The organism is Demetria terragena DSM 11295 (assembly GCF_000376825.1).
In the GTDB taxonomy this organism is placed as follows: Bacteria; Actinomycetota; Actinomycetes; order Actinomycetales; family Dermatophilaceae; genus Demetria; species Demetria terragena.
The window spans coordinates 870,752-896,079 of sequence record NZ_AQXW01000004.1; the positions used below are offsets into that span (position 1 = coordinate 870,752).

The following is a 25,328-nucleotide window of genomic DNA, read 5'->3' on the forward strand; positions in this document are numbered from 1 at the left end:
TGCAAAATCGTGCGCTTTTCTTCAGCAGTGATCCGCGTCACGCTAACGGCATGGCTACCTTCGACCCGCTGCTGGAGCCGTACGACCTCAAAGGCGTCAGGCTGCGGAACCGCGTCGTCAGCACGTCGCACGAGCCGGCGTACGGCGACGCGGGCATGCCCAAGGAGCGCTACCGCGCCTATCACGTCGAGAAGGCCAAAGGCGGCGTCGGTCTGACCATGATGGGTGGATCTGCGGTGGTCTCCCCCGACAGCCCGCCGTCCTTCGGCAATCTCCTGCTCTGGCAGGACGAGATCGTGCCGTGGCTGCGCGATCTCGTCGACGAAGTGCACGAGCATGGCGCGGCCGTGATGACCCAAATCACCCACTTGGGGCGACGCACAAGCAACTACACCGACGACTGGCTACCGCTGGTCTACCCCTCGCCGCTGCGCGAGCCTGCACATCGCGCGTTTCCCAAGGCTGCGGAGCGGTGGGACCTGGACCGCATCACGAGAGACTTTGCCGATGCCGCCGCCCGATGTCAGGCGGCTGGCCTCGACGGGATCGAACTCGAGGCGTACGGCCACCTGCTCGACGGATTCTTGTCACCGCTGACCAACCACCGTACGGACGAATATGGCGGAGACTTGCAACACCGCATGGCGTTCCCCCGTCAGGTGATTCGCGCGATCCGGGAAGCCGTCGGCCCTGAATTCATCGTGGGCATCCGGATGTCCATGGACGAGGACCGCCCTGGCGGCCTCCAGCCCGAGGAGACCTTGGAGGCGCTGCGTCACTACGTCAGCGACGGCGTCGACTTTCTCAGCCTGATCAAGGGCACGATCGACAGCGACGCCACCCTGGCCAAGGTGATTCCCTCGATGGGAACGCCCTCCGCACCGTTCTTGGAGTTCGCCGGACAGATCAAGCGGGCGGTGGAGATCCCCGTGATGCACGCCTCGCGAATCTCCGATGTCCCGACCGCACGCCACGCCATCCGCGAGGGACTCCTCGACCTCGTCGGCATGACCCGCGCCCAACTCGCGGACCCTTACCTCGTAGCCAAGGTCGCCGCGCGCGCGGAAGACCGCATCCGGCCCTGTGTGGGGGCGAATTACTGCCTCGATGCCATCTACGAGTCGGGCGACGCCAAGTGCCTGCATAACCCGGCCACCGGACGAGAGTTGAGCCTCCCGCAGGTAGTGCAGATCTCCCCTGGTGCCAAGCGTCGGGCCGTCGTCGTCGGCGCGGGACCCGCGGGCCTTGAGGCTGCGCGCGTCCTGGCCGAGCGTGGGCATCGCGTGACCGTCCTCGAAGCCGCCGACGAACCCGGCGGTCAGGTCCGGCTGGCGTCCCAATCACCCCGTCGACGCGACCTCATCGGAATCACCGACTGGCGGGTTGCCGAAGCACAACGAGCCGGGGCCACCATCAAATACGGCGTCTACGCCGAGACCGACGACGTCCTGAACGAGGAGCCCGACCTGGTCATCGTGGCGACCGGCGGCATGCCAAACCGCGAATTCCTCGACGGCGGAACGTCTTTGGTAAGCGACAGCTGGGACGTGCTGGAGGGGTCAGTTCGCCCGTCGGGTGACGTCCTGGTCTACGACGACAACGGCACCGAACCTGGCCTTGACGCTGCCGAGCACCTCGCCAGCGCTGGCGCACGGGTCCACTTCGTCACCCCCGAGCGCACCCTCGGCATCGGCGTCGGTGGGATGAATGCCCCCGCCTACTTGAAGGCCTTCGCGGAGCATGACGTGGAGGTGAGCCTGGCATACCGGCTGGAACGGGTGACCCAACAAGACGGCCGACGGGTAGCGCACCTTCGCCACGAGTACGCCAACCGCACCCGCGAGGTGGTTGTCGATCGAGTCGTCGTCGAGCACGGGACCCTCCCGAACGACGAGCTCTACACCAAGTTGCTTCCCCACTCGGTCAACCTTGGCGAGGTCGATCACGAAGCGCTCCGCGCCGGGACCGTCCAGTCCATCGCCACCAATTCCGCGAGTGGGTATCAACTTTTTCGCATCGGCGATGCCGTGGCGAGTCGCAACATCCACGCCGCGATCTACGACGCGCTCCGCCTCTGTCACCCGTTCTGAACGCTAGGAGTCACCCGCCATGACCATGCTCGACGCCGCACCGACTGCACTGTCGGCATCCACCAAACTGCACCAGCGGCGGCGACCTGGGCATGCCTTAGACGGTGAGTTCTACACGTCTCCAACGGTTTTCGAAGTCGATATCGATGCCGTCTTCTCCCGAACGTGGATCTTCGTCGCGACTGAAGCCGAGATCAGAGAACCTGGCGACTACCTGACCGTTGAGATCGGCCGCTCGTCAGTCATCGTTCTGCGCGACGACGACGAACAGGTCCGCGCTCTTCACAACGTGTGTCGGCACCGGGGCTCGCGACTGCTCACCGAGGCGCGTGGGGACGTCGGCAACATCGTGTGCGGCTACCACCAGTGGACCTATTCCACCGATGGCACGCTCCTGCACGCCGGGCAGCAGGCTCCGAGCTTCGACAAATCATGCTTCGGCCTCAAGCAGGTCGCGGTCCGCTCCGAAAGCGGACTGATCTTCATCTGTCTCGCCGACACCCCTCCGACCGACTTTGACGAGGTGTCCGCTCGCGTCTCGCCATACCTCGCGCCCCACGCACTCGAACGCACCAAGGTGGCGGCACAGATCGACCTCGTCGAGCACGCAAACTGGAAGCTCGTGATGGAGAACAACCGGGAGTGTTATCACTGCGAGGCTGGCCACCCTGAGCTGACCGAAACATTCTTCCCCACGTATGGCTATGCGCCAGAGGACATCCCACCACGACTGCTGCCCGCACATGCCCGCTACCTCGCTGCCGAGGCGGAGCTCAAGCGGGTGTGCGACGACCGGGGGTATGCCCACGAACTCATCGAGGAGTTGTCGGGCCGCCCGTCGGCCATTCGCGTTGAGCGCGCAGCCCTTGACGGCGCAGGCGAGTCCTACACGATGGATGGAACCGCCGCATGCCGGAAACTGCTTGGCGATCTGGACACCGCCCGCCTCGGACGGATGAGCCTGCATCACCAGCCGAATATGTGGTCCCACTTCATGGCCGACCATGCTGTGGTCTTCTCCGTTCTGCCGCTCGCAGCAGACCGCACGCTGGTCCGCACCACGTGGCTCGTCCACCAGGACGCGGTTGAGGGCGAAGACTACGACCTCGACCACCTCACCGACGTCTGGATCAAGACCAACGAGCAGGACGCGACCTTCTGCCGTCGCGCCCAAGAGGGCGTCACTGATCCGGCCTACGAGCCTGGCCCCTATGCCCCCACCGAATACCACGTTGATGCCTTCGTCACGTGGTACACGGAACGACTGCAGGAGGTTTCACGATGACGGAAATCATTGGTTCGCAGGTCTTTTCGAGGACCGTCGACCACACCCCAGCCCTCGTGCACGAGGTCGACGGGGTGTTGCTCTGCACAGCAATTGACGACATCACCCACGACGTCCGCTCGTTCACGTTCGCCATTCCTGGCGGAAGCGGACTCGACTTCGATCCCGGTCAGTACCTCACCCTCAACCTTCCGGTCGATGGTGCATACGCCGAGCGCTGCTACACCATCTCTTCCACGCCGACTCGACCTGAGGCCCTGACCATCACGGTCAAGCGAGTGCCCGGCGGGCCGGTGTCGAACTGGCTACACGACCACCTCTCGGTGGGCGACACGGTCTTCGCCCGCGGCCCCTTTGGAGACTTCAGCCTGGCGCACCACCCAGCCGATCACTATCTGTTCCTGTCCGCGGGCAGCGGCATCACCCCGACAATGTCAATGCTCAGGTCACTCGTCGACCGCGCGGATTCCACGCAGGTCACATTCGTCCACAGCGCACGGACCCCCGACGACATCATCTTCCGTGCGGAGTTGGCCGAGTTGGCGGGATACGCCAACGTCAACATCGCCATCCTCTGCGAGGATGACGCCCCACACGAGGTATGGGAGGGACCACGCGGTCGACTTAACCCGTTGGCTCTCCTGACGGCGTGTCCCCAACTGCTCACCACGGAGATCTTCACCTGCGGCCCCCCGCCCTACATGGCCGCGGTGCGCGAGTTGGCCGACCTGCTCGGCGTCGACCCCGCCCGCTATCACCAGGAGTCTTTCCTGCTCGGGGCTGATGACACCGGGCAGTCGGAGGTCACCTCGACCACGTCGGTCTCCCACCAGGTCACCTTCCAGCGCAGCGGGCGGGTGATCGAGTGCGCTGAGTCGACTCCACTCCTCACGGCGGCAGCTCATGCGGGCCTGTCTCTGGCGTCCTCGTGCGGCGAAGGTGTTTGCGGCACTTGCAAACTCGATCTTCTCGAGGGGGACGTCGACATGCAGCACGCAGGAGGAATCCGCCCACGTGAGATCGCTGCGGGAAAGATCCTCATGTGCTGCTCAACGCCGTGCACTGACCTGGTGATCGACGCCTAGACCGCCTACGGTGGCTGGGACAAAACTGCCAGGACCCCGACCTGAGGAGCTCCGATGAGTGCACCATCCAGTAGTGCGACCAAGACTGAGAGCCCACCGGGCGGAGGACTATCGGAGGGAATCTTCAAGCCCGTCTTTATCCCGGCATCGGTTGCGATCCTTGGCTTGATCACGATCGTGGTGATCTTTCGGGACCAAGCCGAGGATGCCACCGGGACCCTCAATCAATGGGTGACCGACGGGGTCGGCTGGTGGTACGTCATCGCGGTCAACATCTTCCTTATCTTCTGCTTCTACTGCGCCTTCTCCCGTATTGGCCGCATCCGCCTCGGCCGCGACGACGAGCAGCCCGAGTTCGGCATCGCATCCTGGTTCATGATGCTGTTCAGCGCCGGAATGGGTATTGGTCTGGTGTTCTTCGGCGTAGCGGAGCCCCTGACCAACTTCATCACTCCGCCGGAGGCCTACGGCGATGCACCACAGAGCATGGAGGCCGCTCAGCACTCCGTCGGACTGATGATGCTCCAGTGGGGCCTGCACCCGTGGGGAATCTACGCGGTGGTCGGCCTCGGTCTGGCCTATATGTCGTTCCGGCGCGGCCGTCCGCTTGCCGTGCGGTGGCTGCTCGAGCCGCTCATCGGCCGTCAGCGTGTCGAAGGCTGGATGGGACACGCCATCGACACCATCGCGATCGTCGGAACCCTGTTCGGCATCGCCACGTCCTTCGGCTTCGGCGTCAGCCAACTCATTGCTGGCTTGGAGTTCCTTGGCTGGGCCGAGGAGTCCAACGAGCTGATCATCGGTCTCATCGCAGCCATCACCGGCATCGCGATCTGGTCGGTTGTCTCCGGTGTGCACAAGGGCCTGAAATGGTTGTCCAACATCAACATGACCATCGCCGCGAGCCTGGCGCTGGTCATCTTTATCGTCGGGCCGACGATTTTCTTCTTGAAGGCGATTCCGGACAACTTCGGCGAGTACATCACCATCCTTCCCGACAGCATGTTCCACACCGGGCCGTTCTCGTCCGACGGCTGGGAGGCCACATGGCCGCTCGGCTACTGGGGCTGGTGGACCAGCTGGGCGCCCTTCGTGGGCATGTTCATTGCACGAATCTCGCGCGGCCGTACTATCCGCGAGTTCATCGTGGGGGTCTTGCTCGCGCCCACGATGGCCAGCCTGGTGTGGTTCACCATCTTCGGCGGCGGCGCGATCTTCGAGCAGCGGGAGAACAAGTCCGTCATCACCAACCCTGATGAGGGCGTGAACAGCACCACGGCGCTGTTCCAGTACTTCGACACCCTGCCGATGACCACCGTGCTATCGATCACTGCGATGGCTGTGGTGGTCTTCTTCTTCGTCACGTCCTCTGACTCTGGGTCACTGGTGATCGACATGCTCGCCAGCGGTGGACGCGTCGACACTCCCGTGGCAACCCGGGTCTACTGGGCGGCACTGGAGGGTGTGGCCGCTGCCGTACTGCTGGTGGTTGGTGGCGACGCTGCCTTGACGGCACTCCAAACGTTGTCTATCTCCACTGCGGCGCCGTTCTCGGTGATCATGGTGCTCGGCTGTGTCTCCATGCTGCGAGCGTTCCGGCACGATGTGGCGAACATGCCCAACTACATCCAGGTGATCCCCCGGTCAGAGGACCAGGAATCGACCGAGATGCCCCAGGTCTTCGGTTCGGGAGCCAAGTCGCGACTGCGCAGCGAGGTACGAAGCATGGCTGGGGTGAGCAGCACGATGGGCGGGCTCTCACCCGCGGCGGGCCAAGCGACCGAGGTCCAGGACCCGCAGATCATCTCGTTCCGAAACCTCGATGCGAGCGACATGACGATCGACCCGGAGACCGGGGAGCACCGACTGGACAACGAGGTCGTGGACCCGCTGGCTGGCGAGGTCTTCGACACCCCAGAGTTCGAGTCCTCCCAGGAGTACGTCAACCAGGGCGGCGTCGTGGAGGTCGCCCAGGATGAGGACGACCAACCCGAACCCACGCGTTGAACTCTGGCTGCTAGCAACCGAGCACACGAAGAAGGGCCCGGCCAGGAGGCCGGGCCCTTCTTGGGTGGTGCGCCATCAGGGACTCGAACCCCAAACCCGCTGATTAAGAGTCAGCTGCTCTGCCAATTGAGCTAATGGCGCCAGACCGTTGCCGCCGCGAGGCGGAGCAACGAGGCAAAACACTAGCAGCGCCTGGACCTGGAGCGAAATCGAGATGAGTCCGATCGGGCGTGGCCCTGGTCTCACTCCTCGGACGGTATGCGGCAGACTGACGCAGGTGCGTGCGCTAGCGAAGACGAGCCCGGGACCGGGCCTGGAACTGATCGACCTTCCGGAGCCGACTTGCGGCAGCCGTGACGTCAAAATTCGGGTCCTCAAGGCAGGCCTCTGTGGCACCGACCTGCACCTTGAGGCCTGGGACGAATGGGCCGCGGCCACCGTCAAACCGCCGCAGATCATCGGCCACGAGTTCTACGGCGAGGTCGTCGAAGTCGGGTCCAGTGTCGACTCGGTGCGAGTCGGCCAACGGGCGTCCGGAGAGGGTCACGTCGTCTGTGGAGAGTGCCGCAACTGTCGGGCCGGCCGCCGCCATCTGTGCATCCGTACCGTCGGCATTGGCGTCAATCGTGACGGAGCGTTCGCCGATTACGTCGTGATACCTGCCAGCAACGTCTGGGTGCAGCCCGATGACCTCGATCCTGATGTCGGCGCCGTCTTCGATCCGTTCGGTAACGCCGCGCACACAGCGCTGTCCTTTCCGATCGCCGGGGAGGACGTTCTGGTCACCGGAGCGGGCCCCATCGGAGTGATGGGAGCCGCCATCGCGAAGCACGTCGGCGCACGGTACGTCGTCGTCACCGACGTCAGCGACTACCGGTTGGAGTTGGCGCGCGCGGCCGGTGCCGACAGGGTCGTCAACGTTGCTCGTGAACGCATCGCCGATGCGCAGCAATCCCTAGGAATGCGAGAGGGATTCGACATCGCGCTCGAGATGAGCGGGCATGCGTCGGCAGTCGAGGAGACGATCGCCAACATGAACCACGGCGGACGGATCGCCATGCTGGGCCTACCCGCCGCTCCCTTCCCAATCGACTGGGGCAAGGTCATCACGCACATGCTCGAGATCAAGGGCATCTACGGCCGCGAGATGTACGACACCTGGTATCGCATGAGCGCCATGCTCGCATCATCCGCGAGCCTGGAGACAGCCGTTCGATCGGTCATTACCCACCGCTTCCCCGCAGAGCAATGGCAGGACGCCTTCGACACCGCCCGATCGGGTGAGTGCGGCAAAGTGATCATGGACTGGAGCTAACCGCCGGTCGAGCTCAGCTAACCGCCGGTCGAGCCCGTCGAGACCAAGGAGAACGATGTACCTCATCAAGGACGACCTAGCCCGCGAGCTGAACGACATCGAAGAGGCCGGGCTCCTCAAGCGCGAGCGCCAGCTCACGTCTGCTCAGTCCGCGCATGTCACGACCACTGAAACCGAGGCACTCAACTTCTGCGCAAACAACTATCTGGGGCTTGCCGATCACCCTGAGGTGCTGACTGCCGCACGAGATGCGTTGGACCAGTGGGGGTTTGGCATGGCGTCCGTACGCTTCATCTGCGGGACGCAATCGCAGCACCGCGACCTGGAAAAGCAGATCGCGGAGTTTGTGGGCCAAGAAGACGCGATCCTCTATTCGTCCTGCTTCGACGCCAATGGCGGCCTGTTTGAGGTGCTCTTCGGGGCCGAGGACGCGATCATCTCTGACGCCCTCAACCACGCCAGTCTCATCGACGGCATCCGCCTCTCCAAGGCGCGTCGCTTCCGCTACGCCAACGCCGACCTGGCTGACCTACGCGCCCAGCTTGAGGCGGCACGCGGCGCGCGACGCACTGTCATCGTGACTGATGGCGTGTTCTCGATGGATGGCTTCTACGCACCGCTGGACGAAATCTGCACTCTGGCAGAGGAGTTCGGTGCCTTGGTGATGGTTGATGACTCGCACGCTGTCGGCTTCGTCGGAGATGGCGGTCGCGGGACGCCTGAACTCATGAAGGTCATGGATCGAGTCGACATCATCAGCGGAACGCTCGGTAAGGCACTCGGCGGAGCGTCCGGTGGCTATATCGCCGCGCGACGGGAAGTGGTCGACCTCCTGCGCCAGCGGTCGCGCCCGTACCTCTTCTCCAACGCCGTGGCTCCCTCGGTGGTGGCCGGCTCACGCAAAGCACTCGAGTTGGCCGCGAGTTCAACCGAACAGCGCGAGGCGCTGGGCCGCAACACCACGCTGTTCCGCGAATTGATGGATGACGCCGGGTTCGAGTTACTCCCGGGCAGTCATCCGATCACGCCCGTCATGTTTCGTGGTGACGACGGGGCGCGCCAGGCGAGCCAGATCGCGGACGCCATGCTGGACCGCGGGGTCTATGTCATCGCCTTCTCCTACCCCGTTGTCCCCAAGGGGCAGGCTCGGATCCGGGTCCAACTGTCCGCGGCCCACAGCGAGGAGGACGTACGCACCTGCGTCGCAGCCTTCATCGCCGCCCGGGACGACGTCCTCGCCCCCGGCAACTAACTGCGTTAGGTGCCCTTGACTGGGAAATTTCCCGGTCAAGGGCACCTAACGCAGTTAGATCCTCCTGGTCAGAGGTAGAGGCCGGTGCCTGAACCCGCGGTGTCGCGCTCCTCGCCGACGGCGTGGATGTCGCGCTCACGCATCAGCAGGAAGTCCTTGGATTGCAATTCGACCTCAGCAAGATCCTCGGGATCGAAGAGCACACGGTCGCCCAGCCCGACCTGGCGTACGTGAGCGCCAATGGCGACCACGGCGCCCCACGAGAGTCGGCGCCCCACGCTTGCCGTCGCCGGGATGACGATCCCGCCTCCGGACTTGCGCTCCCCTGCCTCATCGGATTGCGACACCAGAACGCGGTCGTGCAGCATCCGGATCGGGAGATTCCCGGAGGTTGCGGGCTCAGCCACGAGCGCGGCGGATCAGTGCGATCAGCACCACCGCAGCGAGCACTCCACCGGCGATGGTGCCGACCTTCTTTGAGTCGAACTCGCCGTCGGGCGTGTGCGTCGCGTCGTGCACCTTGAGCTTGACGTCCTCGGTCTGGCGCTTGACCAGTTCCTTGGGCTGGGCGCGGAACGCCAGTTCGTCGATGGTGGACGCCAGGCGATTACGGCTCGCCGCGAGGTCAGCCTCGATTTCCTTGGCGGTCTTGGCGCGCTGCTCAGCCATGGGTAACTCCTTTGTCGTCGGACCTGGATGCGACCCTAACCTAGGCACCCCACCGCACGACGAAGAGAGGCACCTCATGACACGACTTGAGACAGGCGACGCCGCACCCGAGTTCACTCTGACGAGTGACAAAGGGCAGGAGGTCTCGCTGTCCGACTACCGCGGCCGCAAACTCGTGATCTTCTTCTATCCGGCCGCCATGACACCGGGATGCACCAAGGAAGCCTGCGACTTCCGGGATTCCTTGGAGCCGCTTCGCCAGGCGGGCTACGACGTCGTCGGCATCTCGCCCGACTCCCCCGACAAACTGGCCGAGTTCGCCGGGCTGGAATCGCTGACCTATCCGCTGCTGGCCGACCCGGACAAGGCGGTCCTTGAGGCGTACGGCGCCTACGGCGAGAAGAAGCTGTACGGCAAGGTCGTCGTCGGTGTCATCCGCTCAACCATCGTGGTCGATGAGGACGGCAAGGTCGCGCTCGCGCGCTACAACGTCAAGGCCACGGGCCACGTCGCCTCGCTGTCCAAGCAGCTCAAGGTCGCGGTGTAACCGGCTCGGGAGACGAACCGGCTAGAGGACCGTACCCAGCGCGAGCACCATGGGCAGCGACACGATCGCGCCCAGGCTCGTCGCGACGGTCAGCGTCTTCAGCGCACCAGAGGTCGACAGCCCCAGCAGCGACTTGAACATCCAGAAGAAGTTGCTGTTGACGTGCAGGGCGAACATCGCGCCAGAGGCGATCGCGAGTGCGATCGCCACTGGCTCGACGCCCGTCGAGGCCACCACCGGGGCGATAATTCCCGCTGCGGTGATCGCGCCGACCGAGACCGAACCGATCGCAAAGTGCAAGACAGCGGCGATGAACCAGGCGAGCACGATGGCCACGAAGGCAGGCGCACCGGAATCGGCGGAGAAGAGTTCGCCGAGCGTCTTGTCCAGGCCGGTCGCGGTGATCACGGCACCCAAAGAGCCGCCGATACCGGTAATCAACAGGATCTCACCCGTCGTCTTGAAGCCGCGCGAGAGCGCGTCATCCGTGCGATTGCCCCCGAGCGCGCGGCGCCCAATCCCAAAGGCGATGAGCAACCCGACGAACAACGCAAAGTTGGCGTCGCCGACGAACGCGATGAACGGGTTGGAAAAGGACAAAACGTCCGCGAACGCGCCGAAGGCGATCATCACCAGCGGGACCAAGATCGGGAGCAGCCGCACGACCAGTGGCAGCGCCATAGCGCGTTTTGGAACCAACTCTCCATCTTCAGTCCGCGCCGCCTCAGGTTCAGTAGCAGCGCCCGCCTGGGACAGGAGACGCTCCTGGAAGACGGCGTGCTCCGGGTGATCTGGGTGCTCGACCTCGCTGGGATCAATGTCCTTGTGGGGGTTCCACATGCGCTCAGACCTCAGCAGCTGACGGAACAGCCACGTCACCAGGAGTGCTGTTGCCAGCCCGATCGGCACCCCAAAGAGCAGGTAGGTGCCTAGCGACACCTTCAGCAGACCTGTGACGGCAACGGCCGCCAGCCCGGGAACCACGAAGACATAGCCAGCGAAGATGCCGACGCCAAGGGCAGCCGCCAGCCAGGGCAGGCCAGTTCGCTTGTCCACCACGGGCGCGGCTTGACGCGCCATCGGAGCCGCTAGCACGACCTGCACGTCAACGTAGATCGAGGGAAAGATGGTCGCCAGCGCGGCGCTAATGGCGTACGGCAACCGGCCGCCGACTTTCTGAGCGATCACCGAGACCAGCGTGGCGAACGTTCCCGTCGACTGCAGCAGCGAGCCGATCAGGACGCCGAACCCAATGAGGAGTCCGACCTCGGTCATGATCTCGCCGAATCCGCCAGTGATCTCCTCGACGGTCTTGGCGAAGCCAAGACCGGCAGCCAGGCCCAAGTAGAGCGAGGCCACCACCAACGAGATCACCGGATCGATCCGGAATCGAATGATCATGATGATGGCGGCGCCGATGGCTATGGCGGTGTGCAGGATCTCCACGGCTGCTCCTTCTTGATTCGGCAGGTTTCGGCGACTGTAGTCACGGGGCTTATCGCACGTCACAGGGCGCCTGCCCGCACCACCAAATCGTGCCCTGTCTAGGCTAGGCGGCGCGCGCGAGTGGCGGAATTGGCAGACGCGCCAGGTTTAGGTCCTGGTGCCTTCGGGTGTGCGGGTTCGAGTCCCGCCTCGCGCACAGACGTGGCGTGCTGGTCGGCACCGACGGCCCTAGTCGGTGACGGTGACCTCGATGGTGTGGTGACCGGCCGAGCCATCTGGCGCTGGTGGGGCGAAGTCCGGTGTTTGCCACTCGCCCGTGCGGTCTTGGGCGCGTACGGCCAGGCGATAGGTCCCCGGCCGCGCTTCCCAGCGGTAGACCCACTGCCGCCAGACGTCGACATTGGCCTCGGCGCCGAGCCGTGCGGCGCGCCACGGGCCGTCATCGACGCGCACCTGTACGGCGCGGATGCCGACGTGCTGCGCCCACGCCACTCCGGCCACGGCAACCGAACCGGCCTTCACCGAGGCCCTCTCGGCCGGGACGTCGATACGGGAGGAGGTCTTCACGGGTCCACGCGCGGACCAGCCTCGCGGAGTCCAGTAGCCCTCATCCGCATCGAAGGTCGTGACCTTCAGGTCGGTAACCCACTTGGTGGCGCTGACATAGCCATACAAACCAGGGACGACTAGGCGAACGGGGAAACCATGCTCGGCAGTCAGCGCCTGGCGGTTCATCGCGACGGCAATAAGCGCATTGCGATCGTCCGTGAGTGCTGACATCGGCGTTCCAGCGGTCCACCCGTCGACACTTGTCGATAGGACCATGTCAGCGCCCGCCTTGACCCCCGCTTCTTTCAGCAGTTCGCGTACCGGCCACCCGGTCCAGATCGCATTGCCGTTGAGCGTGCCACCCACCTCGTTGGACACACACATGAGCGTGACCATCGCCTCTTGCATCGGCTTGGAAAGCAAGGTTTCCCAGTCGAGTTCAACCTCGCGATCCACCATTCCGTGCACCCGCAATCGCCATTCGCTCGGGTCGACCTGCGGGACGCTGAAGGCGGTGTCGATGCGATAGAAGTCGGCCTGCGGAACCACGAACGGAGTGACGCCTCGGACGCCGACGTCCGCCTCGACCGGTGCCTTCACCCGTCGCGCCACCGATGGCAGCACAAAGCGCTCGCGCGCCACATCCACCGCGCGTCGGCTTGTGCTGACCCACTGGCCGCCCAGCGCCGCCAATGCGCCCACCGCGGCTCCGCCAGCTGCCAGGGCAAGCACCGAGCGTCGCCCTGGACTACCCGGCTGACCGGCCTCAGAGTTCAAGCGCTCAGCCTCGCTCCGGTCGGCGAGCGCACTCAGCAGACCTAGCCCGCAGAGCGTGCCGATGACCGTCGGTATGCCATCCGGCCAGGCCGCGCCCGGTCGGGTCATGACCGCCGCCAGGCCTACGGCGCCCAGTGCCGCGTACGCACCGAAGGCCCAGGGGCGACGGCGCACCAGGAGCACGCCCACGACGGCGCAGACACCCGCCAATACGAGCGCCATTCCCATGCCGAGAACCAGTTTGTCGCTGGTCCCGAAGGTGTCGATCGCGAAGTCTTTCAACCACGCTGGGGTTCGGTCGATGAAGGCGCCACCGACGGCGAGCACGGGTGACGGCTCGCTGCCTGACCAGCCGAATCGAGTGATCAGGCCCGCGAAGAGCTCGCCCACGCCAAGCGTGAGGGCGCCGGCCGCCAGCCCGTAAGGGGCACCCTTGGCGATGTCGTGCCGAAGACCGTCCATGTCAGGAACCCAGGAGGTCCACGAGGTCCGGGATCAACGCGCGAAAGGCGTTGCCCCGGTGTGAGATCGCGTTCTTCTCGGCGTCTGTGTATTCCGCCAGAGTGCGACCATCTGGCAGTTCAAAGATTGGGTCATAGCCAAAACCGTTGGCACCGCGTTGGGTTCGCGTGAGTCGGCCCTCGACGCGGCCGGCACGCACTCGCTCGGTCCCGTCCGGCATGGTCAACACGACAGTGCTGGAGAAGTGCGCGGTCAGGCGTTCCTCATCCACCTCAGCAAGTTGGGCGAGCAGCAGGTCAATATTGGCCTGATCGTCGCCTGAGCGCCCGGACCACATCGCGCTCCACACTCCGGGAGCGGCTCCGAGAACGTCAACCGTCAAGCCCGAATCATCAGCAATCACAGGAAGTTTCGTGCTCGATGCGACCGCAGCCGACTTAAGTCGAGAATTCTCCTCGAAGGTGACACCAGTCTCGGCGACTTCTGGAACGCCCTGCAGATCACCGACGCCGATAACCTCGAGATGTGCGAGGTCTGGCACTTCGGCGAGCAGCTGTCTTAGCTCTTTGACCTTGCCTTGGTTGCGGGTCGCCAGGACGAGTCTGTCCATCAGATCGAGCGCTCGCGCGCCGGAGCGTCAAGTGCTGCCTGCTGACGGACGGTGAGGTCGGCAATACCTTTGGTGGCGATGTCGAGCAGAGCATCCAACTCGGCACGATCGAAGGCGGCACCCTCGGCGGTGCCCTGCACCTCGACAAAGGTGCCTTCCCCGGTCATCACGACGTTCATGTCGGTTCCGGCAGTGGAGTCCTCGACGTAGTCCAGGTCCAAGACCGGCCGACCGTCGATGATGCCAACGCTGACGGCAGCAACCGAACCGGTCAAGGGCTTGGCTGACTGCTTGATCAGCCCTCGGCTGCGGGCATCTTCGATCGCATCGACCAGCGCAACGTAGGCACCGGTGATTGAGGCCGTGCGCGTCCCGCCGTCGGCCTGCAAGACGTCGCAGTCCAGCACGAGGGTGTTCTCACCCAGCGCTTCCATGTCGATTACGGCGCGCAGGCTGCGGCCAATGAGTCGGGAGATCTCGTGCGTACGACCGCCCACCTTGCCCTTACGCGCTTCGCGGTCCGAGCGGGTGTTGGTCGAGCGCGGCAGCATCTCGTACTCCGAGGTGACCCAGCCTTTACCTTGGCCTTTCAGCCAGCGCGGCACGCCCTCGGTGAAGGATGCGGCGCACAGCACCCGAGTACGTCCGAACTCCACGAGCACACTGCCTTCGGCGTGGTCCAACCAGTTGCGTGTCAGACGCACCTCCCGCAGGTGGTCAGGTGCGCGTCCGTCATGGCGAGGGGTCGAATCAGTCATACCCCGAGCCTAGATCCCGCGGCTCTGCACACCTTCGGCAAGGCCTTACGACTCCGTGACGCTTGGCGCGCCGAGGAGGGCGGCGCCTACAGCTCGTAGGTCCGACCAGCCTCAGCAAGCTCGACTTCGCCGGGCCACACCTCAGCGGCCTGCGCGCGACAGATTTCTGGGTCGTTCCACGCCGGAATATGGGTCAGCATCAGTCGCCGTACGCCGCCGGCATCGACCGCGGCCTGAGCCGCCCGGCTGCCACTGAGGTGGATGCCCACGACCTCGTCGCGGCCATCGATGTAGGCCGAATCGGTCAGCGCAAGCGTCGCTCCTTGAAGGAGTGCATTGAGCTGAGGAGTGGAGTCAGTGTCGCCGGTATAGGCCAGCACCGCACCGTCTGCCTCGACCCGAATCCCGTAGGCCTCCACCGGATGCTCGACCCGATGAGGAGTCAGCGTGAACGGGCCCACGGTGAAGGACTCCTGATGCGCCAGGTCGTGAAAATCGAACCGGTCGCGCAGGTGCTCTGGCTTCTCTTCATCATCGAGCGCGTGCACCCGGCTCAACCGGGCCGCAGCACCATCTGGCGCGTGCACCGGCAGCATCGGCATCACGCCATCAGGGTGGAAAGTGCGCACGATGTAGTAGCCGGCGAGGTCGACACAGTGATCGGGGTGGAGGTGACTAATCACGACAGCGTCGACATCTGCTGGGTCAAGATGGCGATGCAGTGCGCCCAGCGCTCCGTTACCGAGGTCCAGGAGCACACTCCAGGTGCGGCCGGCGTGCTCGGCCTGCACGAGGTAGCACGATGCGGCTGAGTCGGGACCGGCGAATGAGCCCGCGCATCCGACGACGGTCAATCTCATGGAACCTCCACCTGGGTGCCGCGAAAGGTGTTGTGGAAGACGTGCTCGAACTCCGGGCCGAGCCCAAGGAACCGGCGTGCCAACGTCCGAAAGGTCTCCGGATCACCGGTGGTGGTGAACGAGTGTGATGCCGTACGGCCAGGCACGGCCAGCAGGTCGGCATCAGCCAGCACACGGAAAACGTCCTTGGCCGTCTCGTCAGCCGACGATACCAACGTCACCGCGTCGCCCATGACATAGGAGATGACGCCGGTGAGTAGCGGATAGTGCGTGCAGCCCAAGACCAGGGTGTCCACGTCGCGCTCGCGCAGCGGACCCAAATACTCGCGGGCGACCTCGATGATCTCGGCACCCCCGGTCACGCCAGCCTCCACGAACTCCACGAATTGCGGACACGGCACCGACGTCACCTCGATCTGGGGCGCGGCGGCAAAGGCGTCCAGATAGGCGCGGCTCTGGTGAGTTCCCTTAGTCGAGATGACGCCAACCCGCGCGCTGGTGGTCGCCCGGGCGGCCCGGCGCACCGCAGGACGAATCACCTCAACGACGGGAACGTCGTAGCGCTCGCGCGCGTCGTGGAGCACCGCCGCGCTGGCGGTGTTGCACGCAATCACCAGAATTTTCACGCCGTGATCCACGAGTCGGTCAAGGCACTCGAGCGCGTAGGCGCGCGTCTCGGCAATCGGGCGCGGACCGTACGGCGCCCGAGCGGTGTCGCCGAGGTAGGCGACCGATTCGTGGGGCAACTGATCGAGGACTGCGCGGGCGACGGTCAGGCCGCCATACCCGCTGTCGAAGATCCCGATCGGTGCGTTAGACACAAACCCCAGGGTAGGGCGAGACCCAGGTCACTATAGGACGGACCCGACGCTCACCCCTACGCGGAATGCCGAACGAACGGATTGGACAGGGACCCAATCTGGTCAATCTCAATGGTGACCCGCTGCCCGGGATCGACAAGCCCGACTCCCTCCGGTGTTCCCGTCAAGATGACGTCACCGGGCAGGAGGGTGAACGCGTGGGAAGCGTACGAGATCAGCGACCACACGTCGTGAATCATGTCGGCGGTCGTGCCGTCCTGCTTGACCTCGCCATCCAGGGTCGTCTTGACGACGGCGCGGTCCAGGTCGACCTCGGTCTCGATCCACGGTCCGAGCGGACAGAAGGTATCAAAGCCCTTGGCGCGAGCCCACTGACCGTCAGATTTCTGCAGATCGCGTGCCGTCACGTCGTTGGCGCAGGTGTAACCGAGGACGACTTTGCGTGCTTCCTCGGGCGAGATGTCCTTGCAGACACTGCCGATGATAACGGCGAGCTCACCCTCAAAACTGATCCGCTCACTCTGGGGCGGCATGACCACCGGGTCGCCAGGCCCTACGACCGCGGTATTCGGAATGAGGAACATCAGCGGCTCGGCCGGCGCCTCCCCGCCCATCTCGGCGGCGTGCGCGGCGTAGTTCTTGCCAATGCCAATAATCTTGCTGCGCGGGATGACTGGCGCGAGGAGACGAACCTCGTCGACCGTCGTGGTCTCGCCGGTCAGCTCGATCTTGGTATAGAGCGGATCACCGGAGATCTGGGCGATCTTCTCGCCAGCCCCGTCAACCAGCCCGTACGTCGGATCGTCACCAGTGGTGTACCTCGCAATGCGCATAACCCGAGACTACGACTTACCCTGGCGGGTGCCATGACCGTCCTCTCCCGCGCCGAGTGGACCGCCCGCGAGGCGGCCCACCATGCCCGCGTGGACAGTGCAACGGCTCACCACCGAGCACGGCGCCAGGACGGCGTCAAACATCCGGTCGAGGACTTCCTGTTTCGGTACTACTCCCACTCCCCCGCGCAACTTCGGCGCTGGCACCCAGGAGTCGGAGTTCGCCTGGAGGGTGGCGAACGGCCTTGGAAGTTCTACCGATTCGAGGATGACTACGGTTTCGTCGACCAGGCGGACTTCGTCCGGTCGCGCGGCCAGAGCCTGCAGTTCATCCGGCGCCTACTCAAAGCGACCGCACAGCGAGCGCCGCATCTCGGGTGCTTCGGGATGCACGAGTGGGCCATGGTCTATCGACTCAGCCCCGAGCAGGTCCGGCATACCGACTGGCCACTTCGGCTCTCGCCCGCTGAGACTGACGCCGTCGTCGAGAGTCACCGCATCGGGTGCTCGCACTTCGATGCCTTCCGGTTCTTTACTGACCCAGCACGCCCGCTGAACACCCTTGCACCCACTCGTGATTCGCAGGTGGAGATGGAACAACCCGGCTGCCTCCACGCGGGTATGGATGTCTACAAGTGGGCCTACAAACTCACCCCCGCCGTACCCTCGGAGCTGCTGATGGACTGCTTCGACCTTGCCCGGGAGATTCGCCACCTCGACATGGCCGCGGCCCCGTACGACCTCCGCGACCTGGGCCTAGACCCGGTGCGCATCGAAACCACCGACGGCAAGGCCGAGTACGTCCGACGCCAGCGTTCCTTCGCCGAACGCGGACAGGCGCTGCGGCAACGACTACTCGCCGTCTGTGATCAGCTGCTGGACGACGCCCCGATCAGCGCGGCTCGACACCAGCCTTGAGCAGTCCGTAGGCGAAGGAATCCAACAACGCCACCCAACTCGCCTGCACGATGTTGGGGGCAACGCCGATCGTGGTCCAAGTTCGCTGGTCGTTCCTGGTGTTGATGAGCACCCTTGTGACCGCGTCGGTGCCGTGGGAGGCGTCCAGGATGCGCACCCGGAAGTCGACGAGCTCAAGCTTTTCCAACTCCGGGTAGGCACTGGCGAGCGCCTCGCGTAGCGCATGGTCCAACGCGTTGACGGGGCCGTTGCCCTCCCCGGTCGCGATGACTCGACGTCCGGCCGCCTGCAGCTTGACGGTGGCCTCGGACGTCCCGCCCTCCTGGCCGGACTCAGAAATGACTCGCCACGACTCGACCTGGAAGTAGGACAGCGGTTCACCGACCACCTCATCGCGCAGGAGCAGTTCGAATGACGCGTCTGCGGCGTCGTAGGTCCAACCCTGGTTCTCTCGCTCCTTCACCTTCGACACCATCCGGGCGAGCAGCTCAGGTTGACCTGTGAGGTCATAGCCAAGTTCCTTGCCCTTCAACTCGATTGACGCCCGACCGGCCATGTCGGAGACCAGCGTGCGCATCGAGTTGCCCACGAGCGTCGGATCGATGTGCTGGTACAGGTCGGGGTCGACACGCAGCGCGCTCGCATGCAGCCCCGCCTTGTGCGCGAAGGCGCTGTGACCGACATATGGCTGTCGACCATGGGGGGCGATGTTGGTGATCTCGCTGATGGCGTGCGCCAGGTGCAGCGATTGGGCGAGGCGTGCCGGTTCGACCAGGTCGTACCCGCGCTTGAGCTGGAGGTTGGCCACCACGGTCAGCAGGTCGGCGTTGCCCGTCCGCTCGCCGTATCCGTTGACCGTCCCCTGGACGTGCATCGCGCCGGCCGCGATCGCGGCCATCGAGTTTGCGACCGCGCACCCCGTGTCATTGTGGGCATGGATCCCCAGGTTGGCTCCGGTCTGCTCCACGACATCGGCGACCGCCTCCGACACCTGGGTAGGCAGCATTCCACCGTTGGTATCGCACAACACGACCACCTCAGCGCCAGCCTCAGCAGCCGTACGCACGACAGCCAGTGCGTAGTCCCGATCGAGCGCGTAGCCGTCGAAGAAGTGCTCACAGTCGACGAACACCCGACGCCCCGAGCCGTGCAGAAAACTCACGGTGTCACGCACCATCGCCAAGTTCTCCTCGGTGGTGGTTTTCAGCGCGCGCTCCACGTGGCCGGAGTGTGACTTGGCGACCAGGCATACGACCGGTGTTTGCGCGTCAAGAAGTGCCTGAACGAGCGGATCGGATGCTGCCTCGCCACCGGCCCTTCGCGTCGAACCGAAAGCGGCCAGGACCGCATGATTCAAGGTGAGCTCGCCCGCAGCAGCGCGCGAAAAGAACTCGGTGTCTTTCGGATTGGCGCCTGGCCAGCCGCCTTCGATGAAGCCGACTCCGAGGTTGTCGAGGTGCACGGCAATCGCCAGTTTGTCGGCCACTGAAAGGTTCAAACCTTCCTGCTGAGCGCCATCCCGCAGGGTGGTGTCGTAAACCTGGACAGTCATCGTGTTTCTCGCTTCATGACAGGGGGCAGAGTGGTGAGGGCCTGGTGACGTCACCTCCGGTGGCGCTCATTCCGTCGGCAAGGGTGGCCTGGGAACGAAAAAACCTCCCGGGGTACGGGAGGTTGCGCGCCGGAGTGAAATCCAGCGCGCTAGCGGATAATGATCGTCGTTGCGGGGGTGACCGCACGATCCAGGCTCATCACGCGGTGATAGTTGCACGCCGATCTCGCATAGGGATACCGGCGTCTCACTCCCCGGACGTCCTCCCGCTGGGTGGCACGAGACTTTCCAGGATCCGCGCGACGCCGTCGTCGTCATTGCTGGGGCACTGGTGGGTGGCCGCAGCGAGGACCTCAGGATGTGCGTTGGCGACCGCATAGGACCGCCCAGCCCAGGCCAGCATCGGCAAGTCATTGGGCATATCGCCGAACGCCCAGACGTCCTGCGCCGCCACCCCTCGCTCGTCGCACCAGGACTGTAAGGCAACGCCTTTGGTCACGCCCGGCGCGCTGATCTCAGCGAGGGCTCCTACTCCAGAGAAGGCCACCTCAGCTCGGCCTGCGATCAATTCGGTGACCACGCTTACGAATTCCGGATCTGGCTCGCCCGGTCGCGCCGCAAGGAGTTTGCCCACGACAAGGTGGTCGGCCAACTCCTCGATCGGCTGAAACGGCATGTCGGGTAAGTGCTCGGCGTGCGGGTCCGGATAGCCCGGCTCGCGGTACATCCCATCGGCGCACTCGACGGCAAACCCGACGTCGGGAAAGCGATCGCGGAGGAGCGCTGCGACCTCAAGCACGACCGAGCGGGGCATACCGCGCTCGTCGACCACGGCGCACTGACCAACGTCATAGGTGAAGGCGCCATTGGTGCAGATAGCCAAACCGTGTGTCCCGACGATGTCGCGCAGTGGGTCAATCCAGCGCGGCGGACGTGCGGTCACCAGAACGGACTCGATGCCTAGTTCACCCAACCGCCGCCACGCCGCGGCAGTCCGGGGGCTCACGCTGCCATCAGTGGCCAGCAACGTCCCGTCGAGATCGGTTGCGACCAGGCGTGGACGCTCGACCATCACGCCAGGCGGGTGAGCCAGCCGCGCGTGTCCTCGGCCCGCCCTGTCTGGATGTCCAAGAGAGATTCACGAATTCGCGTCGCCACCGGTCCACCGTCGCCTTCAGGCCCGGTGCGGAACTCGCCCTTGGTCGACAGGAGACGCCCAATGGGCGTGACCACCGCGGCCGTGCCGCAGGCGAACGCCTCGGTGATCTGCCCCGACTCGGCGTCAGCACGCCACTCTTCCAGCGAGATTCGCTTTTCCTCGGGACGAAGGTCGAGGTCCTTGGCCAGTTCGATGATCGATGACCGGGTGATTCCCTCCAGGATCGAGCCGGTGAGCGCAGGAGTCACGATGCGGCCGTCCTGGTACACGAGGAAGACATTCATCCCACCGAGTTCTTCAACGTATTTCTGCTCCACCGAATCCAGGAAAACGCTTTGGTCGCAACCATTTTCGGAGGCTTCGATCTGCGCCGCCAGGGATGCGGCGTAGTTGCCTCCGCACTTCGCGTCCCCAGTTCCGCCCTTGCCTGCGCGTGAGAAGTGCTCGGAGATCCAGAGCGAAATGGGCTTCAAACCGCCGGTGAAATAGGAACCCGCCGGCGAGGCAATCACCGAGTAGGTCACTTCCTGAGCGGGGCGCACACCAAGGAAAGACTCCGAGGCAAACATGAACGGCCGCAAGTAAAGCGAGGACTCACCGCTGGTCGAATCTGGGACCCAGTCGACGTCGAGTTGGACGAGTTGCTTCAGCGACTCAAGGAAGTCGGCCTCTTCCAACGGCGGAAGCGCCAGCCGCTGAGCCGACCGATTAAACCGCGCCGCGTTGGCCTCCGGACGGAACGTCCACACCGAGCCATCGGCATGCCGGTAGGCCTTCATGCCCTCGAAGATCTCCTGTGCGTAGTGCAGGACGGCGGCGGCCGGGTCGAGTTGGAAGGGACCGTACGCACACACCTGAGCGTCATGCCAGCCCCGGTCACCAGTCCAGGTCGAGCGCACCATGTGGTCAGTGAACTGCTTCCCAAATCCGGGATTGGCCAGGATCGCGTCGCGCTCCTGCGCCGGACGGCGATCAGACCGTTCATGGACGGCGTACGACAACGACATCTTGCACTCCTCGCGACGGTGAACGGAACCGATACTAGGACGCCCTAGATTCTGCCCCGAGACCCTCCCCGCGCTGAGTCAGCGGGCGGGTGCCTCAGAGACGGCTGGCGATCGCGTCGCCGACCTCGCTGGTGCTGCGCGTGGCGTCGCCCCGCTCGGCGAGGTCTGCCGCGACGGCGTCTTCGACTCGGGTCGCTTCGGACGTACGCCCCAGGTGCGAGAGCATCATCGCCACCGACAAGATCGCGGCGGTGGGGTCTGCCTTGGCCTGGCCCGCGATGTCGGGCGCGGAACCATGCACCGGCTCGAACATCGACGGAGCGGTGCGGTCGGGGTTGATATTGCCCGACGCGGCCAGGCCGATACCGCCAGTGACCGCCGCCGCAAGGTCGGTGACGATGTCGCCGAACAGGTTGTCGGTCACGATGACGTCGAAGCGACCCGGGTCCTGCGCCAGATAGATCATGGCGGCATCGACGTGCGCATAGGCGGTCTCGACGTCGGGGAACTCGGTTGCGACTTCCTCCACCGTGCGTCGCCACAGGTGGCCAGCGTGCACCAGCACGTTGTGTTTGTGGACCAGCGTGAGGTGCTTGCGCTCACGAGCCTGGGCGCGAGCAAAGGCATCGCGCACCGCGCGCTCGGCACCAAAGCGGGTATTGACGCTGACCTCGGTCGCAAGCTCGTGCGGCGTACCGACGCGCAGCGCGCCCCCGTTGCCGGTGTAGGGACCCTCGGTGCCTTCACGCACCACGACGAAGTCGATCCCATCGGGCGCGATGCGGGCGACGTCGAGCGGCGACGAAACGCCCGGGAACAGCTTGGACGGGCGCAGATTGACATGGTGGTCGAAGTCAAACCTGATGCGAAGCAACAGGTTTCGCTCTAGCAAGCCACTCGGGACGCTGGGATCACCGATCGCACCAAGGAGGATCGCGTCGTGCCCGCGCAACTCTTCCAAGGCCGTGTCCGGGAGAACCTCACCGGTCGCGTGCCAGCGCTTCGCGCCGAGGTCGTAAACGGTCTGGTCGACGGTTGCGGAGGTCACCGCTTCGAGGACCTTGAGGCCCTCGGCTACGACCTCTGGGCCGATTCCATCGCCGCCGATGACGGCCAGATTGATCCGTTCGCTGCCTGCCTCAGTCATGACGCGAGCGTAGGTCGGGGTCTTGCATCGTGAAACTTAGGTCTCACGATCCGGGCTGCTGGACCGTGGTGCGCACGCACCAGTCGATCAGCCGCCCACGTCAAGGATTCCGTTCAGCCGCACCCGGTGCGGCTGAACGGAATCTCAATGCGCCGAGGACTAGTTCACCATCAACCGTCCAGTCACGGGAGGAGCAGCAGCTTGCCGGTGGTACGCCGCCCCTCAAGGTCGGCGTACGCCTTCGCGGCGTCAGCGAGCGCGTACCGACCGCCGATCTCGACCTGCAGCGAACCACCGGCCACGGCACCGAGGATCTCGCCCGCTCGCCACTCCAACTCGGCGCGATCCTGCAGGTAGTCACCGAGCTTGGGGCGGGTCACAAAGACCGATCCCGCCTTGTTGAGGCGCTGCAGGTCGAATGGCGGCACCTGGCCGCTGGCGCCGCCAAAAAGCACGACCATGCCGCGTGGGCGCAGAGATCCGAGCGATGCCTCGAAGGTCGACTTGCCCACCCCGTCGTAGACCACGTCGACTCCGCGACCACCGGTGGCGTCGCGTACGGCCGCCGTCAGGTCGATGTCAGCGGTGTAGTCGATCACGGTGTCCGCGCCGAGGTCGGACGCCTTCTGGCGCTTCGCCTGCGTGCCGGCCGTGGCGATCACCCGTCCACCGCGGGCGGTGATGAGCTGGACGAGCAGCTGGCCCACTCCCCCGGCCGCGGCGTGCACGAGCGCGACATCGCCCGCCTTAATCGGGAAGGTGCTGGAGATCAGGTAATGAGCCGTCAACCCTTGGAGCATCACCGCGGCGGCGACATCCAGGTCAACGCCGTCAGGTACCGGAACCAGTGCCTCGCGTGGCACATTCACTAGACCTGCACCGCTGCCCAGATGCTGTGCCCAGGCGACCCGTTGGCCGTCCCGTGTCGTACCAGCACCCTCCGAACACAGCACGAACGGGGTGGGCACCGGATACACACCCTGCCGCTGGTAGACATCGATGAAGTTGACGCCGATGGCCGCCACCTCAACCTGTTGTTGGTCGGCCGCCGGCTCCGGGACGTCAAAGTGCTGCAGAGCAAATTGGTCCGGACCGGTGACTACAAGTGCGCGCGTGGTCGTCATTCATCGATGCTAGATCTCAAACGCACGACGCGATGCACCCGGCCATGGGAGGTCATGATCCCCACAACGACCAGTGTCGCGCCGAGCGGTTGGTTCCAGGTGAGCGGCTCGCTCAGCACGATGACGCCGAGGGCGACACCCACGATCGGCGATAGATAGGTCACAGCCGCGCCGTTCGTGGCTCCCCACGACGTCACGATGTTGGTGTTCCAAACGTAGGCGAACCCGGTTCCGAAAACACCGAGCACCACCATGCTGACGACCACCCGCCAACTCAGCCCGTCAACAGGCGAGCTCGCCACCCACGGCGCGGCCAGGATCATCATGAGCGCACCAATCAGGATCTGGATGAACGCCAACGACGCCGCGGGAACTCCACGTCCCGCCACATAACGGCGCAAATAGGCGAAGGCCACCCCATAACAGGTGGTCGCGCCGAGGCACGCCAGTTGCGCCGACACGCTTCCGCCTCCCAGACCGCCGAATGGCCCGATGATGATGACCACGCCGACGAATCCGAGTCCGAGTCCGACGACCCGCTCTCGAGTCAGGCGTTCGCTGGTCAGCATCACGGCCGCCGCCACCATCGCGATGAGCGGCGTCGTGGCGTTGAAGATGCTCGCCAAGCCCGAGGAGATCTCCTGTTCCGCCCACGCGAATAGCGTGAACGGCACGACGCAAAGCAAGGTCGTCACGACCGTCAAGTGCCCCCAGAGCCGGAGATCTCGCGGTATTGGGCTGCGGGTGGCTGTCGCGAAGACTCCGAGCGCCGCGGCACCGAACACCATGCGCGCGAGGACAACCTGCGTCGGAGACAGTTCCTCTAGCCCGATTTTGATGAACAAGAAGCTCGAGCCCCACGCCAGCGCGAGAAGCACGAACTGGACGACTACGCCGCTTCCAGAGAGCACGCCACTCGACGCTCCTGAGGGGTGCGGGGTTGCAGCGCGGGTCGAATTAACGGTCGATGACATGACGACCATTCCACCCCTTGCCATCGAAGAGTTCCGGCCGATTTCCGACATCAAGCGGCGCGTTGCGCGGCGGCCAACTGC

General features: G+C 64.8%; 23 protein-coding genes and 2 tRNA genes. 9 read left to right on the top strand and 16 right to left on the bottom strand.

The window, feature by feature from the left end; translation table 11 throughout:
- Positions 1-50: 50 nt before the first annotated feature.
- From F562_RS0108245 to F562_RS0108260, 4 genes are read left to right on the top strand one after another with little or no spacing between them, the layout of a single operon-like run.
- The gene (locus F562_RS0108245) at positions 51-2,090 is read left to right on the top strand and encodes an NADH:flavin oxidoreductase (RefSeq protein ID WP_018156475.1); all 2,040 of its coding nucleotides are present in this window, start codon (positions 51-53) and stop codon (positions 2,088-2,090) included.
- Positions 2,091-2,109: 19 nt separating this feature from the next.
- Positions 2,110-3,375 (top strand): aromatic ring-hydroxylating oxygenase subunit alpha, encoded by a 1,266-nt coding sequence (locus F562_RS0108250; protein ID WP_018156476.1) that lies wholly within the window; start codon positions 2,110-2,112, stop codon positions 3,373-3,375.
- The gene (locus F562_RS0108255) at positions 3,372-4,460 is read left to right on the top strand and encodes an FAD-binding oxidoreductase (RefSeq protein WP_018156477.1); all 1,089 of its coding nucleotides are present in this window, start codon (positions 3,372-3,374) and stop codon (positions 4,458-4,460) included. Before F562_RS0108250 ends, F562_RS0108255 begins: the two co-directional genes overlap by 4 nt.
- 54 nt (positions 4,461-4,514) lie before the next feature.
- Positions 4,515-6,467, top strand: coding sequence for a BCCT family transporter (locus tag F562_RS0108260; protein ID WP_018156478.1), 1,953 nt, complete (start codon positions 4,515-4,517; stop codon positions 6,465-6,467).
- Positions 6,468-6,532: 65 nt separating this feature from the next.
- Here the strand turns inward: F562_RS0108260 and F562_RS0108265 are convergent.
- Positions 6,533-6,608, bottom strand: a tRNA-Lys gene (locus F562_RS0108265).
- 136 nt (positions 6,609-6,744) lie between these two features.
- Here F562_RS0108265 and tdh point away from each other — a divergent pair.
- Positions 6,745-7,782, top strand: a complete 1,038-nt coding sequence (gene tdh, locus F562_RS0108270; RefSeq protein ID WP_018156479.1) for an L-threonine 3-dehydrogenase — start codon at positions 6,745-6,747, stop codon at positions 7,780-7,782.
- 55 nt (positions 7,783-7,837) lie between these two features.
- Positions 7,838-9,034 carry a glycine C-acetyltransferase gene (locus F562_RS0108275; RefSeq protein ID WP_018156480.1) on the top strand — a complete coding sequence of 399 codons (1,197 nt, stop codon included), beginning with the start codon at positions 7,838-7,840 and terminating at the stop codon, positions 9,032-9,034.
- Positions 9,035-9,102: 68 nt separating this feature from the next.
- Here the strand turns inward: F562_RS0108275 and F562_RS0108280 are convergent, their stop codons facing one another.
- Positions 9,103-9,402, bottom strand: a complete 300-nt coding sequence (locus tag F562_RS0108280) for a GroES family chaperonin (RefSeq protein ID WP_018156481.1) — start codon at positions 9,400-9,402, stop codon at positions 9,103-9,105.
- Positions 9,403-9,433: 31 nt separating this feature from the next.
- Positions 9,434-9,703: a DUF3618 domain-containing protein gene (locus F562_RS0108285; RefSeq protein ID WP_018156482.1), complete on the bottom strand. Its 270-nt coding sequence runs from the start codon at positions 9,701-9,703 to the stop codon at positions 9,434-9,436.
- Between the two features lie 76 nt (positions 9,704-9,779).
- Between F562_RS0108285 and bcp the strand changes: the two genes are divergently transcribed.
- Positions 9,780-10,250 (top strand): thioredoxin-dependent thiol peroxidase, encoded by a 471-nt coding sequence (gene bcp, locus F562_RS0108290; RefSeq protein ID WP_018156483.1) that lies wholly within the window; start codon positions 9,780-9,782, stop codon positions 10,248-10,250.
- A gap of 21 nt (positions 10,251-10,271) precedes the next feature.
- Here bcp and F562_RS0108295 read toward each other — a convergent pair whose 3' ends face one another.
- On the bottom strand, positions 10,272-11,696 hold the full coding sequence (locus F562_RS0108295) for a GntP family permease (protein WP_018156484.1): 1,425 nt from the start codon (positions 11,694-11,696) through the stop codon (positions 10,272-10,274).
- 114 nt (positions 11,697-11,810) lie between these two features.
- Between F562_RS0108295 and F562_RS0108300 the strand changes: the two genes are divergently transcribed.
- A tRNA-Leu gene (locus tag F562_RS0108300) sits at positions 11,811-11,892 on the top strand.
- Positions 11,893-11,924: 32 nt separating this feature from the next.
- Here F562_RS0108300 and F562_RS0108305 read toward each other — a convergent pair.
- From F562_RS0108305 to F562_RS0108330, 6 genes are all read right to left on the bottom strand, one after another.
- Positions 11,925-13,484, bottom strand: coding sequence for a molybdopterin-dependent oxidoreductase (locus F562_RS0108305; protein ID WP_018156485.1), 1,560 nt, complete (start codon positions 13,482-13,484; stop codon positions 11,925-11,927).
- 1 nt (position 13,485) lies between these two features.
- Positions 13,486-14,094: an RdgB/HAM1 family non-canonical purine NTP pyrophosphatase gene (rdgB, locus tag F562_RS0108310; protein ID WP_018156486.1), complete on the bottom strand. Its 609-nt coding sequence runs from the start codon at positions 14,092-14,094 to the stop codon at positions 13,486-13,488.
- Positions 14,094-14,852: a ribonuclease PH gene (gene rph, locus F562_RS0108315; RefSeq protein WP_018156487.1), complete on the bottom strand. Its 759-nt coding sequence runs from the start codon at positions 14,850-14,852 to the stop codon at positions 14,094-14,096. The genes rdgB and rph overlap by 1 nt, the downstream gene beginning before the upstream one ends.
- A gap of 86 nt (positions 14,853-14,938) precedes the next feature.
- On the bottom strand, positions 14,939-15,712 hold the full coding sequence (locus tag F562_RS0108320) for an MBL fold metallo-hydrolase (RefSeq protein ID WP_018156488.1): 774 nt from the start codon (positions 15,710-15,712) through the stop codon (positions 14,939-14,941).
- Positions 15,709-16,533, bottom strand: coding sequence for a glutamate racemase (murI, locus tag F562_RS0108325; protein WP_018156489.1), 825 nt, complete (start codon positions 16,531-16,533; stop codon positions 15,709-15,711). Before murI ends, F562_RS0108320 begins: the two co-directional genes overlap by 4 nt.
- A gap of 56 nt (positions 16,534-16,589) precedes the next feature.
- The gene (locus F562_RS0108330; protein ID WP_018156490.1) at positions 16,590-17,366 is read right to left on the bottom strand and encodes a fumarylacetoacetate hydrolase family protein; all 777 of its coding nucleotides are present in this window, start codon (positions 17,364-17,366) and stop codon (positions 16,590-16,592) included.
- A 33-nt stretch (positions 17,367-17,399) separates the two neighbouring features.
- Here F562_RS0108330 and F562_RS0108335 point away from each other — a divergent pair, with 33 nt between their 5' ends.
- Positions 17,400-18,284: a hypothetical protein gene (locus F562_RS0108335; RefSeq protein WP_018156491.1), complete on the top strand. Its 885-nt coding sequence runs from the start codon at positions 17,400-17,402 to the stop codon at positions 18,282-18,284.
- Here the strand turns inward: F562_RS0108335 and cimA are convergent.
- The 6 genes from cimA to F562_RS0108365 form a co-directional block, all read right to left on the bottom strand.
- Positions 18,259-19,836: a citramalate synthase gene (gene cimA / locus F562_RS0108340; protein ID WP_018156492.1), complete on the bottom strand. Its 1,578-nt coding sequence runs from the start codon at positions 19,834-19,836 to the stop codon at positions 18,259-18,261. The two genes, F562_RS0108335 and cimA, sit on opposite strands and share 26 nt — an antisense overlap.
- A gap of 247 nt (positions 19,837-20,083) precedes the next feature.
- Entirely contained in the window at positions 20,084-20,908 is an 825-nt protein-coding gene (locus F562_RS0108345) for an HAD family hydrolase (RefSeq protein ID WP_018156493.1), read from the bottom strand.
- Positions 20,908-22,002: a branched-chain amino acid aminotransferase gene (locus F562_RS0108350; protein ID WP_018156494.1), complete on the bottom strand. Its 1,095-nt coding sequence runs from the start codon at positions 22,000-22,002 to the stop codon at positions 20,908-20,910. Before F562_RS0108350 ends, F562_RS0108345 begins: the two co-directional genes overlap by 1 nt.
- A gap of 94 nt (positions 22,003-22,096) precedes the next feature.
- Complete coding sequence (locus tag F562_RS0108355) at positions 22,097-23,149, bottom strand: 3-isopropylmalate dehydrogenase (protein WP_018156495.1); 1,053 nt, start codon at positions 23,147-23,149, stop codon at positions 22,097-22,099.
- A 182-nt stretch (positions 23,150-23,331) separates the two neighbouring features.
- On the bottom strand, positions 23,332-24,273 hold the full coding sequence (locus tag F562_RS0108360; RefSeq protein WP_018156496.1) for a quinone oxidoreductase family protein: 942 nt from the start codon (positions 24,271-24,273) through the stop codon (positions 23,332-23,334).
- Entirely contained in the window at positions 24,270-25,247 is a 978-nt protein-coding gene (locus F562_RS0108365) for a DMT family transporter (RefSeq protein ID WP_083915612.1), read from the bottom strand. Before F562_RS0108365 ends, F562_RS0108360 begins: the two co-directional genes overlap by 4 nt.
- Positions 25,248-25,328: the final 81 nt, after the last annotated feature.

What these genes read in the sequence shown, in the direction of transcription:
- F562_RS0108245 (WP_018156475.1), top strand. Translation starts at nt 51, where the DNA reads ATGGCTACCTTCGACCCGCTGCTGGAGCCGTACGACCTCAAAGGCGTC.
- F562_RS0108250 (WP_018156476.1), top strand. Translation starts at nt 2,110, where the DNA reads ATGACCATGCTCGACGCCGCACCGACTGCACTGTCGGCATCCACCAAA.
- F562_RS0108255 (WP_018156477.1), top strand. Translation starts at nt 3,372, where the DNA reads ATGACGGAAATCATTGGTTCGCAGGTCTTTTCGAGGACCGTCGACCAC.
- F562_RS0108260 (WP_018156478.1), top strand. Translation starts at nt 4,515, where the DNA reads ATGAGTGCACCATCCAGTAGTGCGACCAAGACTGAGAGCCCACCGGGC.
- F562_RS0108275 (WP_018156480.1), top strand. Translation starts at nt 7,838, where the DNA reads ATGTACCTCATCAAGGACGACCTAGCCCGCGAGCTGAACGACATCGAA.
- F562_RS0108280 (WP_018156481.1), bottom strand. Translation starts at nt 9,402, where the DNA reads ATGCTGCACGACCGCGTTCTGGTGTCGCAATCCGATGAGGCAGGGGAG.
- F562_RS0108285 (WP_018156482.1), bottom strand. Translation starts at nt 9,703, where the DNA reads ATGGCTGAGCAGCGCGCCAAGACCGCCAAGGAAATCGAGGCTGACCTC.
- bcp (WP_018156483.1), top strand. Translation starts at nt 9,780, where the DNA reads ATGACACGACTTGAGACAGGCGACGCCGCACCCGAGTTCACTCTGACG.
- F562_RS0108305 (WP_018156485.1), bottom strand. Translation starts at nt 13,484, where the DNA reads ATGGACGGTCTTCGGCACGACATCGCCAAGGGTGCCCCTTACGGGCTG.
- rdgB (WP_018156486.1), bottom strand. Translation starts at nt 14,094, where the DNA reads ATGGACAGACTCGTCCTGGCGACCCGCAACCAAGGCAAGGTCAAAGAG.
- rph (WP_018156487.1), bottom strand. Translation starts at nt 14,852, where the DNA reads ATGACTGATTCGACCCCTCGCCATGACGGACGCGCACCTGACCACCTG.
- F562_RS0108320 (WP_018156488.1), bottom strand. Translation starts at nt 15,712, where the DNA reads ATGAGATTGACCGTCGTCGGATGCGCGGGCTCATTCGCCGGTCCCGAC.
- F562_RS0108330 (WP_018156490.1), bottom strand. Translation starts at nt 17,366, where the DNA reads ATGCGCATTGCGAGGTACACCACTGGTGACGATCCGACGTACGGGCTG.
- F562_RS0108335 (WP_018156491.1), top strand. Translation starts at nt 17,400, where the DNA reads ATGACCGTCCTCTCCCGCGCCGAGTGGACCGCCCGCGAGGCGGCCCAC.
- cimA (WP_018156492.1), bottom strand. Translation starts at nt 19,836, where the DNA reads ATGACTGTCCAGGTTTACGACACCACCCTGCGGGATGGCGCTCAGCAG.
- F562_RS0108345 (WP_018156493.1), bottom strand. Translation starts at nt 20,908, where the DNA reads ATGGTCGAGCGTCCACGCCTGGTCGCAACCGATCTCGACGGGACGTTG.
- F562_RS0108350 (WP_018156494.1), bottom strand. Translation starts at nt 22,002, where the DNA reads ATGTCGTTGTCGTACGCCGTCCATGAACGGTCTGATCGCCGTCCGGCG.
- F562_RS0108355 (WP_018156495.1), bottom strand. Translation starts at nt 23,149, where the DNA reads ATGACTGAGGCAGGCAGCGAACGGATCAATCTGGCCGTCATCGGCGGC.
- F562_RS0108360 (WP_018156496.1), bottom strand. Translation starts at nt 24,273, where the DNA reads ATGACGACCACGCGCGCACTTGTAGTCACCGGTCCGGACCAATTTGCT.
- F562_RS0108365 (WP_083915612.1), bottom strand. Translation starts at nt 25,247, where the DNA reads ATGTCATCGACCGTTAATTCGACCCGCGCTGCAACCCCGCACCCCTCA.